8 protein-coding genes are annotated in these 15,490 nt (G+C 61.5%); 5 read left to right on the forward strand and 3 right to left on the reverse strand.

The window, feature by feature from the left end; all coding sequences use genetic code 11:
* Positions 1–383: 383 nt before the first annotated feature.
* The 5 genes from VGG64_03930 (at position 384) to VGG64_03950 (ending at position 12,751) form a co-directional block, all read left to right on the forward strand.
* The gene (locus tag VGG64_03930; protein HEY1598723.1) at positions 384–5,135 is read left to right on the forward strand and encodes a hypothetical protein; all 4,752 of its coding nucleotides are present in this window, start codon (positions 384–386) and stop codon (positions 5,133–5,135) included.
* Positions 5,136–5,230: 95 nt separating this feature from the next.
* Positions 5,231–6,835 carry an L-aspartate oxidase gene (gene nadB, locus VGG64_03935; GenBank protein HEY1598724.1) on the forward strand — a complete coding sequence of 535 codons (1,605 nt, stop codon included), beginning with the start codon at positions 5,231–5,233 and terminating at the stop codon, positions 6,833–6,835.
* A gap of 253 nt (positions 6,836–7,088) precedes the next feature.
* Positions 7,089–7,841 carry an ABC transporter ATP-binding protein gene (locus VGG64_03940; GenBank protein HEY1598725.1) on the forward strand — a complete coding sequence of 251 codons (753 nt, stop codon included), beginning with the start codon at positions 7,089–7,091 and terminating at the stop codon, positions 7,839–7,841.
* Between the two features lie 171 nt (positions 7,842–8,012).
* The gene (locus VGG64_03945; protein HEY1598726.1) at positions 8,013–10,724 is read left to right on the forward strand and encodes a Gldg family protein; all 2,712 of its coding nucleotides are present in this window, start codon (positions 8,013–8,015) and stop codon (positions 10,722–10,724) included.
* Between the two features lie 158 nt (positions 10,725–10,882).
* Positions 10,883–12,751: a DUF4340 domain-containing protein gene (locus VGG64_03950; GenBank protein HEY1598727.1), complete on the forward strand. Its 1,869-nt coding sequence runs from the start codon at positions 10,883–10,885 to the stop codon at positions 12,749–12,751.
* A gap of 87 nt (positions 12,752–12,838) precedes the next feature.
* Here VGG64_03950 and VGG64_03955 read toward each other — a convergent pair whose 3' ends face one another.
* The 3 genes from VGG64_03955 to VGG64_03965 form a co-directional block, all read right to left on the reverse strand.
* Entirely contained in the window at positions 12,839–13,156 is a 318-nt protein-coding gene (locus tag VGG64_03955) for a DUF971 domain-containing protein (GenBank protein HEY1598728.1), read from the reverse strand.
* Between the two features lie 179 nt (positions 13,157–13,335).
* Positions 13,336–14,607: a cysteine desulfurase-like protein gene (locus VGG64_03960; protein HEY1598729.1), complete on the reverse strand. Its 1,272-nt coding sequence runs from the start codon at positions 14,605–14,607 to the stop codon at positions 13,336–13,338.
* Positions 14,595–15,398 carry a putative hydro-lyase gene (locus VGG64_03965; GenBank protein ID HEY1598730.1) on the reverse strand — a complete coding sequence of 268 codons (804 nt, stop codon included), beginning with the start codon at positions 15,396–15,398 and terminating at the stop codon, positions 14,595–14,597. Before VGG64_03965 ends, VGG64_03960 begins: the two co-directional genes overlap by 13 nt.
* Positions 15,399–15,490: the final 92 nt, after the last annotated feature.

Genomic DNA, 15,490 nt, shown 5'->3' on the forward strand with positions numbered 1-15,490 from the left:
CGGGTGTCCTCAATTCTCGGGGGCAGGGCAGGGGGGAGGGGGATGCGTACGAAGTTCAGCTTATCCGTAGGCTTACGAAGCCGCAATTAGCGGCCCACTTTCCCAGAACCTGCCGATTCGCGGGAATCATTTGACGGCGCCCTACGTCTATAATGGTAAGATGACTAGAGCCGGCCTTGGGCCGCGCGCGGGCGTCGTCGTGGAACCTTCCGCGGCCAGAGTCTGTTGCATCGGAGTCAGAGCGGAAATTCGTAGAGATAAAAGGAACAGCAGTTCGGCCCAGCAACCCGGTCGGGCAACTCTGCCCGATTGCAGGATCACATCGGGGTGGGTCGCACATAGAGCGTCATGCACCGATGGGTGCCTGACCTACGAGAGTGTTGATGGCAACTGCATCCGGAACGCCAGAAACGCGTGAATCCCTCACGTCGCAAAGCGGCATCCAACTTGTCACCTACGACAAGTACATCGAACGCCAACTCCGCAAAACCCGTCGCCAGGTCCGCGCGGTCGATCTGACGGGTGGAATCTTGATCCTGGTAGCCGGCACACTCGGCTATCTGTTTACGATGGCCCTGGTAGACCACTGGCTGGTTACCGGCGGCATGGGCTACACCGGACGCACGATCGCCTGGGTCTTTTTTCTCACAGGCGCCCTGGTCTGGGCCGGCTACGCGCTGTTGCCGCTGTTGTTCCGCCGCATCAATCCCGTCTTCGCGGCTCATGCGATCGAGCAGAGTCGTCCGACGCTGAAAAACAGCCTGGTCAATTTTTTACTGCTCCGTGAGCGCGGGGAAAAGGTTTCTCCGTCAGTGCTGGCCGCGATCGAACGTCAGGCCGCCACCAGCCTGTCGCAAGTCACGATCGATCACGCCGTCGATCGCTCGAAGCTGGTCCTGCTGGGATGGGTGCTGTCGGCCATCGTGGCGGTCTGTGCGATTTACAAGGTTACATCTCCCAAGGATCCGCTCCGTTCGTTCGAGCGCGTGATAGCGCCCTGGGCCGATATTGCGGCTCCCACGCGGGTCGAGATCATCTCGATCGAGCCGGGCGATGCCAGGGTCTTCCGCGAGCACTTCGTCACGATCAAAGCGCAGCTCAGCGGTCTCGGTGCCGGCGAAGAAGCCACGCTGCACTATTCCACCGAAGATGGCCAGGTGGTCGACAAGCCCGTGGCCATGATCGCCGACGGGCTGATGTACAAGGTCGAACTGCCGCCGCACGCGGGTGGACTGCAGCAAGATCTGGAGTATTGGATCGCCGCCGGCGACGTCCAGAGCAAGCATTATCAAATCAAGATGCTGGCCACGCCGTCGATCGTGGTCGACAGCGTCGTTTTCGATTATCCGGCCTATACCGAGATATCGAAGCGCACGATCGAACGACAAGGAGACATCGCCGGGATTGAAGGGACGCGGGTCACGATCAATGCCACGGCCAACGATCAGATCAAGTCGGCTTTCATCGACTTTGAATGCGACGGCACGCGCGACATGGCGATGCTCGTCAAAGATCGCGAGGCGTCGGCCACCTTCCCGCTCAAGTTGAAAAAAGGTTCGGTCGAGCCGGAATACGCCAGCTATCAACTGCGCTTCCTCAATGCCGACGGCGAAGAGAACCCCAAGCCAATCCGCTACAAGATCGAAGTCACCGCCGATAGCCCACCCGGGATCAGCTTTACAGAGCCCGACGTGGCCGACGGCGATGAGCAGTCGATGGCTGCGAGCGATGTTTTGCCGATGGTGGTCTCGGCCGTTGATCCTGATTTCAAGCTGGCCTCGGTTACGCTCTTCGCCGAGCGTAACGGGCAACACTTATTCGAACGTCCGCTGTTGGCCGCGCCGCAGTCCGGACCCTTTTCAGGTCAGTATTTGTTCGATGCCAAATCGCTCAAGCTGGCCGCCGGCGACACGGTGACGTATTGGGCCGAGGCAGCCGATAACAAATCGCCCGACCCCCATCGGGTCGAAACCGATCGCTACCTGATCCGCATCGCCGCGCCGCAAAAGGGGGCAGGGCAGCAAAAAGAGGGCAAGAACGGGGGACAGCAGCACGCTGATCAGCAGAACCCCGAAGATCGCCAGCCGCCGGAACGAAACGGCAACGACAACAAGCGTGACAAGCGCGACAACCCGGCCGATAAAGACGAGGCGCGGAACCCGGAAGAGCGAAACGGCAAACAGAAGGATCAAGCGGGGGGCGAGCCGAAGAATCGCCGCACGGGTGAGAATCCCGAAGCCGATCAGAAACCTGCGCAAGAGCAACCACACGACGCGCAGCGAAACAAGCAGGATCGCGATCCCACGCGGGACGGCAAAAACGATCGCGAGAACAAAAACGATCGCGACAATGCGCCCGACGCCAAGCAAAACGACAAGCCCGCCCAAGATCCGCAACAACCCGAAAAGAAGAATCCTCCGCAAGAACAAGAGAATCAGCGGGTCGACCCTGATGCTGATCCGGGCAAGGCACTCGACAAGATCCTCAAGCGCTTCCACGAGGAGCAAGACAAGCAACAGCCTGACAAGCCCGAGCAAGACGCGCCGCGCGCCAAGCCCGGCGCCCAGGACCAGGATCAGCCCAAGCCACAGGATCAGCGTCCCGAGAAAAAGAAAGAGCAGCAGCCGCGCGACGCCGACAGCCAACAGGCTCCGCAGCAGCAGAACGATCCACAGCAGAAGAACCAGCAGCCCAACGCTGACCCACAGCAAAAGCAACAGCAGGACGAAGGCGATCAGAAGCAGAAGCAGAAACAGCAACAGCAACAAAAAGAAGATCAGAAGCAACAGCAAGGAGAGACGCCGCAGGGAAATCAGGAGCAGATGAATCAAGGGCAGCAGGGCAAGGGGGACCAGGATCAGGGAAGCCAGCCCGGTGGCAGCGGCCAGTCAGGCGATCAGAAGCAGAACAAGAAGACCAAGCCTGAACAGGGTCAGAACGCGCAGGACAATCCGCAGCAGCAACCAGGGCAGGGGGATCAGGGCCAGTCAGATGGCCAGCAGAGCAATCAATCCGACGGGGGCCAAGGCAAGCAAGGTTCCGGCGAACAGCAACAGGGCAACAAGCCACAAAAAGGGGGCGGGGCAGGGCAGGGGAAGCCAGATCAGAAGCAACCCGGCGATCAGCAGTCCAACGACCAGCAGCAGGGCGAAAAGCCGTTAGCCGGCAAGAATCAATCGGGTAACAACCAATCCGGCAATCAGCAGGGCGGGGCAAAGCAGCCCGGCAACGCCGACGAGCAATCGTCAAACGACGACAAGTCTGACGGTTCGCCAAACCAACCGCCAAACGCTCGCCAGCCCAATGGCCAAAAGTCCCCGTCCGGAAAGCAAGGGGGCGACCAACAGTCTCAGCCCGACGACAAAGACAACGGCAAAGACCAGCACGAAGAAGACGACAAAGGCGCAGGCGATAAAGCGGTTGGCAAAAAGTCAAAAGGCAAGCCGGGCGCGAACGATCAAGAAGCAACCAACAAGGACGTGGCCGACGCCGACGCCGACCATCAGGACGGCGACAAGCCACAGGGTCAAAAACAGCCCAACGGAAAGCAAAAAGGAACTGCCGGTCAGCAACAGGGAGAGATGCAGAACGAGGACGATAAGTCTCCGTCTGCAAATGGCGACAACCGTGGCAAGGCGAAGCCCGACGACAAGGCCAACGATGGAAATAACAAAGAGGGGGGCGAAAAAGATGGCGATGGGAAACAGGGGGATGCCAAATCTGGCAAGCCCGACGGCTATCGCAACCTAGATCGCGACAAGAATCCCGACGGCCAACAAGGAACCGCCGGCAAGCAGGATCAAAAAGGAAAGACTTCGCAAACAAACAAGCGGAATCAAGCGGGCCAGCCCGACGAAAGCGGCGCGCCGGACGAAACCAAGGCCAAGGGCAATCAACCCACCCCCGACAAGCCGCAGGCCCAAAACCAAGAGCCTGAGCCGCAGCAACCCGGCGAAGGACCGACGAAATCCGAAAAGGGTCAGGGGGGCAAGTCGCGCGGGCCTGAGGACAAACAAGAAAAGCAAAAGCCCAACAACCAGCAGCAATCGGGCGAAAAGTCCGGCGGCAGCGACAAGGATAATACGCAAGGGGACGCAGGCGCCGGGCAGCCGAGTGATCAAAAGTCCGGCTCGCCGGAACCGCAGAAGGGGAATCGTCCGCGCGAAAAGACGCCCGGCCAGAACGAGCCGGAAAAGAAGGGAGACTCCGAGCCCGACGCTCCCTCTCAAAGCGAACAGCAATCCGATAGCAAGCAAGGGGAAAAGGGAGACCAATCGGGCGGCGGTGGCAAGGGAGGCGGACAGCGCTCCAACAGCCCCGGTACCGGATCAGCAGGTCAGAACACGGCCGCCGACGAGGGCGCCGGCAAGGCCGATCAGCAAGGCAACGGCGAGACCTCGACCAAGGCCGGCAACCAACAGAAGGGTGAAGGCGAGAAGGGGGGAGCGTCGAGCGGCGAACGCGGCAAGGGCGCTCAGCAAAGCTCCGGCGAGGGGAAGCCAGGCGGCGCTTCCGAAGGTGAAAAGAAACCCAGCGATCAGCCACCCCCCGGCGGTCAGCAGCAGAGCGGCGATCAGCAGGAGAACGCCGGCGACAGCCAGCAGCCAGCCAATCAAGCAGCGCGCGACAGCGGTACGCAACGAAACAAGAACGCAGTTGGACCGGGCAAGCCCACCGGCGGCGGCGGTTTGGCAGGCCCCGAAGCGGACGAATTCTCGGCTCCCCCTCCACCGCGCCCCGAGCGCGGCGAAGACGATCCGAACCTCGAGTACTCGAAAAAGGCCACGGATCTGGCTCTCGAATACCTCAAGGATCAACTGGCCAAGGACAAGCCTGACCAGAAGCTGCTCGACGAGCTGAAGTGGAGTCGCGAAGACATGCAACGATTCGTCGATCAGTGGGATCGCTTCAAGAAGCAATACGCCGGCGCTGATGCCGAGACGAAAAAGAAGCTCGACGAAAAGATGGAAAGCCTCGGCTTGCGTCCCCGCGGTACGACCCTCAAAGGGGGCCAAACGCACGAGAGTCGGTCCCCGTCGGTGCGCGACTCACGCCGTAGCGAGCCTCCGGCGGAATACGCCGATCAATACCGGGCCTACACCACGGGCACGGCCAAGGGAGGGAAGGACAAATGATGAATGCGAAATGACAAATGATCGAGGGCGACCGCAAGCGCGTCTGCACCCAATCATTCAGCATTTTGCCTTCGTCATTCATCGTCCCACATCCCATGCTCGACCCTACCCCGCGCTACCTGGTGCCGTTTCATCCGAAGCGGGTGCCGCATCATTTCACGGACTTGCTGATCGTGGGCGGCGGATTGGCGGGACTACGCGCGGCGCTGGCAGTCGATCCTACCCAGAGCGTGCTGGTGATCACCAAGGACAGTTTGCTGCAATCCAGTAGCAGTTACGCCCAAGGGGGCATCGCCGGCGTCTTGGATCCGGAAGATCGCTTCGAGAATCATGTCGCCGACACGTTGCGCGCTGGGGGCGATCTGTGCGATGCCGACGTCGTCGAGATGGTCGTCCGCGAAGCCCCCGCGCGGATTCGCGAGCTCATCACCTGGGGCGCCAAGTTCGACGAAGAATCTGGCTCGCTGGCCCTGGGGCGCGAAGGGGGACATAGTCATTTTCGTATCGTCCACGCCCTGGGAGACGCCACGGGACGCGAGGTGATGCGGGCCGTTATCGAACGCGTGAAAAGCCTTCCGAACCTGGAGACCTGGCAAAACACCTGCACGCTCGATCTGCTCACCTGCGACGGAACCTGTCGTGGCGCGCTGGTCTGGAATGAGTCGCACGGCAAGACCCTGGTGTGGGCCAAGCAAACGATCTTGTGTACCGGTGGCGCCGGGCAACTCTATCGCGAGACCACGAATCCCGAAGTCGCCACCGGCGATGGCCATGCCCTGGCGTATCGCGCGGGGGCCGAGCTGCGTGATATGGAGTTCATGCAATTCCATCCGACGGTGCTCTATATCGCCGGCAGCAGCCGCAATTTGATCACCGAAGCCATGCGCGGCGAGGGAGCCTTGCTGGTCGACCGTAACGGCGTGCGGTTCATGCCCGAGTACGACGACCGCGCCGAATTAGCGCCGCGCGATGTCGTCAGCCGCGCCATCGTGACGCAGATGGAACGCACGCGGCACCCCAATGTCTATCTCGACCTGTCGCATTTGGACCCGCAGCGGGTACGCAAGCGATTTCCAGGCATTGCGGCGGTATGCGCCGAGTTCGGGATCGACATCACGCGCGACAAAATCCCGGTCCGCCCGGGTGCCCACTATATGATTGGCGGTGTGACGGTCGACGAGGTGGGCCGCACTACGGTGCCGGGCTTGTGGGCCGCCGGCGAGGTGACCTCCAGCGGTCTGCACGGTGCCAATCGGCTGGCCTCGAACAGCTTGCTCGAAGGGCTGGTATACGGCGCGCACGCGGGCGAGGGTGCATCGCGGGCCGCTCAGGCCATTGCCGATGACTTCCGTGCTCTGCCGCTGGCCAACGCCGCCGTGCCCGAGTTGGCCGAACCGCTGGATCTGACCGATATCCGCAACTCGTTGAAAAGTCTTATGTGGCGCGACGTGGGGGTCCGCCGCGACCGGGCTAGCCTGGCCGAAGCGGCCGAGATGATCGATCGCTGGTGCGGCTACGTCCTCAAGCGGCAGTTTTCGTCCCCCTCGGGCTGGCAATTACAAAACATGCTCTGCGTTGCGCGGCTGATGGCCCAGGCGGCGCTGGCTCGCGAAGAGAGTCGCGGCGTCCATTTGCGCACGGATTTTCCCCTCACCGACAACGAGCACTGGCACCGTCACATCTCCTTCCGTCGCGAATAACCGCACAGTCGTCCGATGCCGTGGCGGTTGGCAGACGAGGTACGAATTCGGGACATGAAAAGGGCGGTCCCCCGCCGCCGCGAACCATCGTCGTGCTAGACTCGTAGCTATGGACACAGGGGGAGGGGGGCAGTAACTTCTAGTCGACCCTCGCGATGGGGGTATGCTGTCCGTAGAGGACCGTGCCCTTGGGCCGCCCCAGTTTCGGGTGGTCAGAATATTTCCGTACTCTTTGTCAGGGAGTAATTTGACGATGAGTGGATCGCCCGCGAACGGACAGTCCGGTCCGGCTATGATCGAGGCCATCGGCCTGTCCAAGTACTACGGCGATTTTGCGGCCATTCGTGATGTGAGCTTCCAGGTTCGCCAGGGAGAAGTGGTGGCCTTTCTAGGCCCCAACGGCGCCGGAAAAAGCACCACCATGAAGGTCCTGACCGGCTACCTCGCTCCGTCGGCGGGCACGGCCAAGATCGCCGGCCATAACATGGCCACAGATCGTCTGGCTGGCGCCGCACGGTTGGGCTATCTGCCCGAAAACGGCCCGCTCTATCCCGATATGACCCCCCGCACGTTGCTGGAATTCTTCGCCGATGCGCGGGGCATGGGTGGCAGCCGCAAGCGCGAGAGGATCGAGGCCGTCATCGATCAATGTGCCCTAGGGGCCGTGATCGGCAAAGCCATCGGCAAGTTGTCGAAGGGGTATCGGCAGCGCGTCGGTATGGCCCAGGTATTACTGCATGAGCCCGACGTGCTGGTTCTCGACGAGCCCACGGCCGGACTCGATCCGAATCAGATCCGTGAAGTCCGCGACACGATTCGCCGCTTGGGAGAGAACAAGACGATCCTGCTGTCGACGCACATCTTGCAGGAAGTCGACGCGATGGCCAGCCGCGTGTTGTTTATCAACGAAGGCCGGCTAAAGTACGACGGCACGCCGTCGGAATTGACCCGGGACGGTAAGAGTCTCGACGAGCACTTCCATGAGTTGACCGCGAGCGAGGCCTGAAGCCAGTTCACGGAGAGAGTGCCGGAATGAGTGCCCCGGAATGAGTGCCACTGCGGCGGCCGCCTGCTGAGCGAACGCCGTCAGCCGAACAGCTCACAGCAAATTGCGTTTGATTAGCATCGTTCGGGTCCGCAGAGGATCCTGACAGTTCTTTATTTTACCGGCAATGCCATGAATGCTAACGTCATCAGTGCGATTTTCCGACGCAACTTCTTCAGCTATTTTTCCAGCCCGACGGGCTACGTCTTTATCTGCGTGTACGTGCTGCTGAGCTCGTTCGCGGCGTTCTGGCCGAACGAGTTCTTCAACACGAACCTGGCGAATCTCGACCAGTTGAACAAATACCTGCCGTACATTCTGCTGGTATTCATTCCCGCCATCACGATGAGCATCTGGGCCGACGAGCGGCGGCAGGGGACCGACGAGCTGCTGCTGACGATTCCGGCCCACGACTTCGACGTGGTGATTGGCAAGTACCTGGCCGCGGTGGCGATTTTCAGCGTGGCGCTGGTGTTCTCTTTGTTCTGCAACTTTGTCGTGCTCAGCTGGCTCGGCGCGCCCGACGTGGGCTTGTTTTTCGCAACCTATGCGGGCTACTGGTTCGTGGGGCTGGCCATGCTCTCGATCGGCATGGTGGCCAGCTTTCTGACCGGCAACCTGACGGTGGGGTTCGTGCTGGGGGCCTTGTTCAACGCTCCTTTGGCGTTTGCCGCTTCGGCCGACGTGATCCTGCCGCCGCCGGTGGCCCTGGCCGTGAAGGGTTGGAGCCTGGAAAGCCAGTTCCGTGACTTCGGCCGGGGCGTGATCAGCCTGTCGAGCGTGGCATTTTTCCTGCTGATCGTGGCGGCCATGTTGTATCTCAGCATACTGCTGATCAGTCGTCGCCATTGGCAGGGGGGCAAGGATGGCGCATCGTTGGGCACGCACTACCTGGTGCGCGCCGTATCGCTTTTGCTGGCCGCCATGGGACTGGTTCTGATCAGTCAGCGATTTGACCATCGTTTGGACATCAGCAGCGAGCAGCTCAGCAGCCTTTCGCCGCAAACCCGCAAACTGGTCGGCGAACTCGACGCCAAGCATCCGGTCCGCATCGACGCCTACATCAGCCCCAACGTGCCTGAATCGTATGTCGAGACCCGACTGAATTTGATCTCGGCCTTGCGCGAGTTCGAGGCGCTCGACCGCAGCAAGATCATTCTGGCGATTCACGATACAGAGCCCCTCAGCGAGAATGCCGACCGTGCCGAGCAGCAATACGGCATCGGCGGACGCAAGGTACTTTCCCGCTCGCGCGGTGCCATTACCGAGGACGAAATCTACCTGGGCCTGGCCTGTACGTCGGGCTTGAACAAAGTGGTCATTCCGTTCGTGAATCGCGGCATTCCAGTCGAGTACGAGTTGGCCCGCTCAATTTGCACCGTCAGCCAGCAAAAGCGCAAGCGGCTGGGCGTGTTGATCACAGATGCCAAAATGTTCGGCGGGTTCGATCAGCAGACGTTTCGCCCCTCGCCCGAAGAGCCATTGATCGAAGAGTTGAAAAAGCAGTACGACGTTGTGCAGGTCAGCGCCGAAGCACCGATCAACGAACAGTACGACGTGCTCTTAGCCGTGCAGCCATCCTCGCTGTCGCAAGAGCAGATGAATAACTTTATCGACGTGGTGCGTCGCGGACAGCCGACCGCCATCTTCGAGGACCCCTTCCCGCTGTTGGCCCACGGAGTGCCGGCCACCAGTGCCGAAAAGCAGCCGCAAGGGGGCATGATGGGCATGCAGCAACGTCCCACGCCCAAGGGAAACATCCAACCGTTGTGGGATTTGCTGGGCGTCGACTTTTCGGCCAACCAGATCGTGTGGCAGGATTACAACCCCTTCAAGAAGTTCCTGGAATTTCCCCTGGAGTTCGTCTTCGTCGACACCGGGTTGGATGCTTCCCGAGTGTTTCAGCAAAACGACTCGATCAGCTCGGGCCTGCAAATGCTGTTGTTCGTCTTCCCGGGCTACCTGCAAAAGCTGAATGCTTCGCCGTTGGCCTTCGAGGAACTGATCAAAACCGGCACCAAAACCGGTATCGTGGCCTACGACCAGATCCTCATGCCGGCGTTCTTCGGTTCCGGGGGCGGGTTGAATCCCCAGCGCCGCTGGGTCGGTACCGGGCACGAGTACACGGTGGCCGCGCGCATTCACGGCAAGCTCCCCAGCGGTGCGGCCGAGCCCGCCGCCAAAGACGCCGAAGGCAAGGACAAGCCGGCCGACACGGCGCCCGAAATCAATGTGGTGCTGGTCGCCGACATCGATCCCTTGTACCGCGACTTTTTCGAGCTCCGGGCCCAAGGTTCGGACCCCGATCGCGAGTTCAATCTCAATGCCGATAACGTCACCTTCGTGCTCAACACGTTGGACGCGTTGGCTCATGACGATCGCTTCATCGACATTCGCAAGCGTCGTCCGCAGCATCGCGTGCTGACGAAGATCGAGAATCAGATGGATTCGGCCCGCGATGCCAGCATCGAGAAGCGCAAGAAGTTTAACGAGGACTTCGATCAAGCCATCGCCAAGGAGCAGCAAAAACTCAGCGATAAGGTCGACGAGCTGAAGAAGGCCGGCGGCGATACCAAGTCGATGCTGCAGCAGATCGCCATGGCCCAGGCCGCCGGGCAGGCTGAACTGGAGAGAAAAACCAACGACATGCGCAAAACGCGCGACAAAGAGATCAAGAAAATCGATACCGACCTGGCCACCCAAGTGCGCGCGGTGCAGGACAAGTACAAGCTGTGGGCCGTGATCCTGCCGCCGATTCCGCCTTTGTTGGTCGGCCTGGGAGTTTATTTCAGCCGTCGGGCAAAAGAACGCGAAGGCGTGGCCCGCTCGCGGCTGCGAGTGTAAAAGGCCGGCTGGCGCTGTGTTTCACTTTGTCGAACAATGCCATACCGGCCGGCGAACTCGCAGCAACGATCATTCGCCAGCCGCCCCATAACAACTGACTACTGCCAACCGGCCACGAGTCCATGAGCATAGTTGCCGAGAATGTGGAGAAGCGACATATGAACGAGAACACCAAGACGCTGTCGTTCGTCGGGGTTGCCGCCGGCCTGTTATTGGCGGCCTGGATGCTGCGGCCCTCCCCGGTGTCGGTCGAGATACAAGACGACATCGGTCAGGAGTTCTTCCCGGCCTTCAAAGATCCGTTGGCCGCCACGACCATGGAAGTTGTCGAGTACGACAATGACTCCGGCATGCTGCGGCCGTTCAAGGTCACGCAGATCGACGGGGTATGGTCCATCCCCTCGCACGAAAACTATCCGGCCGACGCCAAAAACCAGCTGGAGCAGGCGGCCGTCAGCGTCATCGGCCTCGAGAAGCTGTCGATGGTCTCCGACTCGCCGGCCGATCACGAAACCTACGGTGTGGTCGATCCCGACGCCAACAAGCTCGAAGCCGGCACCTCGGGCATCGGCAAGCGGGTGACCCTGGAAGACAAGAGCGGCAACAAGCTGGCTCAGTTCATCATCGGCAAGAAAGATCCCGATCGCCCCGAGTTGCACTTTGTCCGCGTTCCCGGACAAGACCGCGTCTACAAGGCCGTCGTCAAGACCGAGAAGTTGTCGACCAAGTTCCAGAACTGGATCGAAGAAGACCTGCTGAAGCTCAACGCCTTCGATATCAAAGAGGTCGTGATCGACGACCATAGCGTCGACGAGCTCAACCAGGCGATCGTGCAGCGCGGCATGGCCGTGGTCGACTACGACAACAAGGATTCGAAGTGGAAGCTGGTCGACATGAAGACGATCGACCCGGCCACGCGCGAATGGAAAGAAGTGACGGTCCCCGAGGACGAAGAACTCGATACGCAGAAGCTCAATGACCTGAAAACGGCCCTCGACGACCTGAAGATCGTCGACGTGCGCCACAAGCCGGCGGGTCTCAGCAAGGACCTGCGTGCCGGGGCCGAGCTGATGGCCGATCGCGCCACCCGCATGGGTCTGCAACAACGCGGTTTCTACCTGGTGCCGACCCAAGAGGGCCCCGAGTTGTTCTCGAACGAGGGCGAGGTCAAATGCGGTCTGAATGACGGCGTCGAGTACGTGCTGCGGTTTGGCGAAATCGCGGGCCGCACCAGCAGCGATTCGGACGAGGATAAAGAGGAGGGAGACAAGGCGGCTGACGACAAGGACGCGGCCGCTGACAAGGGAGCTGATAAGAAGGACGACGCCACCAAAGAAAAAGGGGTCGATCGCTTCATCATGGTCACGGCGCAGTTCCGCAAGGACCTGATCCCGCCCCCCGAGCTGCAACCGCTCGACGACGCCGCGGAAGAGTCCGGCGACAAACCGGCCGAGACGCCCGAGGCCAAGCCCGCCGACGCAGCACCGGCAGTCGAAGAACCCAAAAAAGACTCTGCTTCTAGCAAGTCGGTGCAGCCGGGCGACGAGAATCTGCTGGCGCTAGCCGACGACGCGCAGCCGCCGGCCGCCGAGCCATCGAAAACCGAAGAGTCCAAGGCCGGAGAGACCAAAGCCGATGCCCAGCCCGCCGCCGCAGAGCCTGCGGCCGACAAGCCGGCCGAAGATGCATCCGCGGCTAAGAAGCCGGATGCCCCGGTCGATCCAGACGCCGTTGCCGAAGCCGCCGAAAAGGCTCAGGCCGCGAAGGCCGCCGAGCGCAAGCGCATTGAGGAAGACAACAAGCGCAAGCAGGACGAATACGACAAAAAGGTCGAAGCTGGCGAAAAACGCGTTCAAGAGTTGAACGATCGTTTCGCCGACTGGTACTTCGTCATCTCGGACGCCACCTACCAGAAGATTCACATCGGCCGAGATCAGTTGCTCAAGAAGAAGACCGAGCCACAGCAGGGCCAAGGAACCGCGCCTGTTGATCCTGACGTCCTCAAAAACCTGCTGCCGCCGAAGTAACAAGCAGTCCGTACGGCGATGATCTGCACGAGACGAGCGGCTTCGTCCCTCATTTGGCTGCGGGCGCGCGGCGGTCCCCAGCGCGCCTTATTCCTCCTGCCCCAGCTCGTGCAGCAGGTCGAACGTAAAAATGCCCGAGTCGTGGCCGTCGCTAAACGTGATGGAATACGCGTAGTGCCCCACGGGTTTCATCGACAAGAGTGTGAGCGGCTTCGTTTCGGCCGGCGAGAGCACTGTCAGCATCGTCGGCGGCGGAGGGGGCAGCATCCGTTTCTCGCGACAGGTGGCGCAGGGGCACTCGTCGCGCAGCTCGCGCACCGTGTACTTGCGTGTGAGGTCATCGCTCCATTCGATCCGCAGTGTGCCGTCGGCCGCCAGAGTCAGTTTTGTCGGATGAATCGGCATCGGTTGTATTTTGTCTTTCCGTGTGCGACGCGACAATCCCGCCTGGGCTTGCCCCCAGATGACCCCGGGGCTCGCCCCTCAAGCGACGTCATGGTCCTTACGTGAACCAAGAACGCTGTGCGCTTGAAGTAACAGCCTTTTGGGTATCACACGTCCGGCTGTTACCGGCCGGCGCCTTGTCATTCAATCTCGGCTAGGGCTGTCAGCAGGCGATCGATCTCTTCCGTGGTGTTGTAGTGCAAAAGGCCAATCCGCACGACCCCCTCCGGCTCAAGCCGCAGGGCCTCGGTCAGCGGCAGCGCGTAGAAGTTGCCGTGCCACACGAAGATACCGTCGGCGGCCAGGCGGCTGGCGACTTCGTGCGCCGTCAACTCGGCATGCTTGATGGCCACCGTGGGGACACGCTCGTCCAATCGTGCAGTACCGGGAATGCCCCATAGCTTGAAGCGCGGCAACTCGGCCAATCCCGATAGTAGCCGTCCGGCCAACTGGGTCTCGTAGGCGGCAATCGTCGCGAATGCCGCGGCTAGGGCCGTGCGCCGCGCCGCGCGCGTCGGGTCGGCCGTCCGCCCCAGGTCGGCCAGGTATTCGATCGCGGCCAGCGTGCCGGCGATCCCTTCGTGATTCTGCGTGCCGGTCATCCAGCGATCCGGCACGTTGTCGGATGCGGGTCGCACTTTATAAGCGGGCAGACCCTCGAACAGCTCACGCCGCCCCCACAGAATTCCCACGTGCGGGCCAAAGAATTTATAGGCCGAGCAGGCCAGGAAATCGCAATCCCAGGCCTCGACGTCGATCAGGCGGTGCGGCGCGTAATGGACGGCGTCGAGAAAGACGAGCGCCCCCACCTTATGCGCAAGAGCGGTTATCTCGGCCACGGGGTTCACCGTGCCCACGGCGTTGGAAGCGCAGCCGACGGCCACCAGCCGTGTCCGCGGCGACAGCTTGGCCCGCAGGTCGTCTATATCCAAAGTGCAATCGTCTGGGAGAATTTCGATATGACGAATCGTGGCGCCGGCGTCGCGCGCGGCCATCATCCAGGGAGTGACGTTGGCATCGTGATCAAGCCGCGAGACGACGATTTCGTCCCCCGGCTGCCAGGTTCGCCCTAGCGCGCGGCTGAGCGCGAACGTCAGCGTGGTCATGTTGGCGCCGAAGGCTACTAGCTGCGGATCCGCGCTGCCGACAAAATCGGCCGCGGCCTCGTGCGCCGTCCCCAGCATGGCGTCGCTCTCGCGACTGGTGGCGAACAGGCCGCCATGATTTGCATTGTGCGTTGCCAGGTATTGGCCCATCGCGTCGATCACGCGCTGCGGCACCTGGCTGCCGGCGGGCCCGTCGAAAAAGATGGCCGGTCGACCAGCTACCTCGCGCGCCAGTGCCGGAAATTGCTTTCGGCAGGCGGCCACGTCCAAGGGTGTCATCCGCGAGTCACTTTTCAGACTGTGCAAAACGCCTCCTCCTTCCAATCCGTGACAAACATGCAGCCGGGGCTGTGTGTGATGGCGATTTCTGGCGCGGCGGCAGCCAAGGCCAGCTGCGGCGTCACTCCGCAGGCCCAAAAAACTGGGATCTCTCCCTCCTCGATCGTTACCGCATCGCCGAAATCAGGTCGCGCCAAATCCGCGATGCCCAGCGCCGCGGGATCGCCGACGTGCAGGGGTGCGCCGTGCATAGCCGGGTAACGACCCGTCACTTCGATCACCTGCTCGATTTGCTCAATGCGGTAAGGCCGCATGCTGACCACCAGCGGCCCGGCAAAACGCCCCGCCGGCTGGCAGGCGATGCTGGTGCGATACATCGGCACGTTGCGCCTCTGGTGAATGTGTCGGACCGGCAAGCCGGCCGCCTCGAGCGCTGTTTCAAACGTGAAGGAGCAACCGAGCAAGAACGCCACGAAATCCGCGCGCCACAAGGAACGCACGTCGGCCGATTCTTCCGCGCGCGGCACACCATGATCGAAAACTCGATAGCGAGGAACATCACTGCGCAGGTCGGCGCCGGGCGCCGACCGAAATGGCTCGGGATTCCCGGGCGCTGTCTCTTCCAAGAGTGGGCAGGGGCGATCGTTCAGGCGACAGAACGCGGCGAAATCGCGGGCCGCGGTCTGTGGCAGGATGACCAGGTTGGCTTGCACGAATCCGCGCGCCATGCCGGCCGTGGGCCCTGCCAGTTTACCGCTGCGCGCGGCCGCGCGCACCTGGTATGCCTGTGCCGTGCCGTAGTCCGCGGGGCTGGTCATCGTTTGCAGTTGTCAGCGATGGTCAGTGTCAACGATTGTCGACGAATCGCGCGCCCTTCCCCTCGAACCGCGGCAGCGTGCCCAACGCGACC

It is taken from the genome of Pirellulales bacterium, assembly GCA_036490175.1.
Taxonomy (GTDB): Bacteria; Planctomycetota; Planctomycetia; order Pirellulales; family JACPPG01; genus JACPPG01.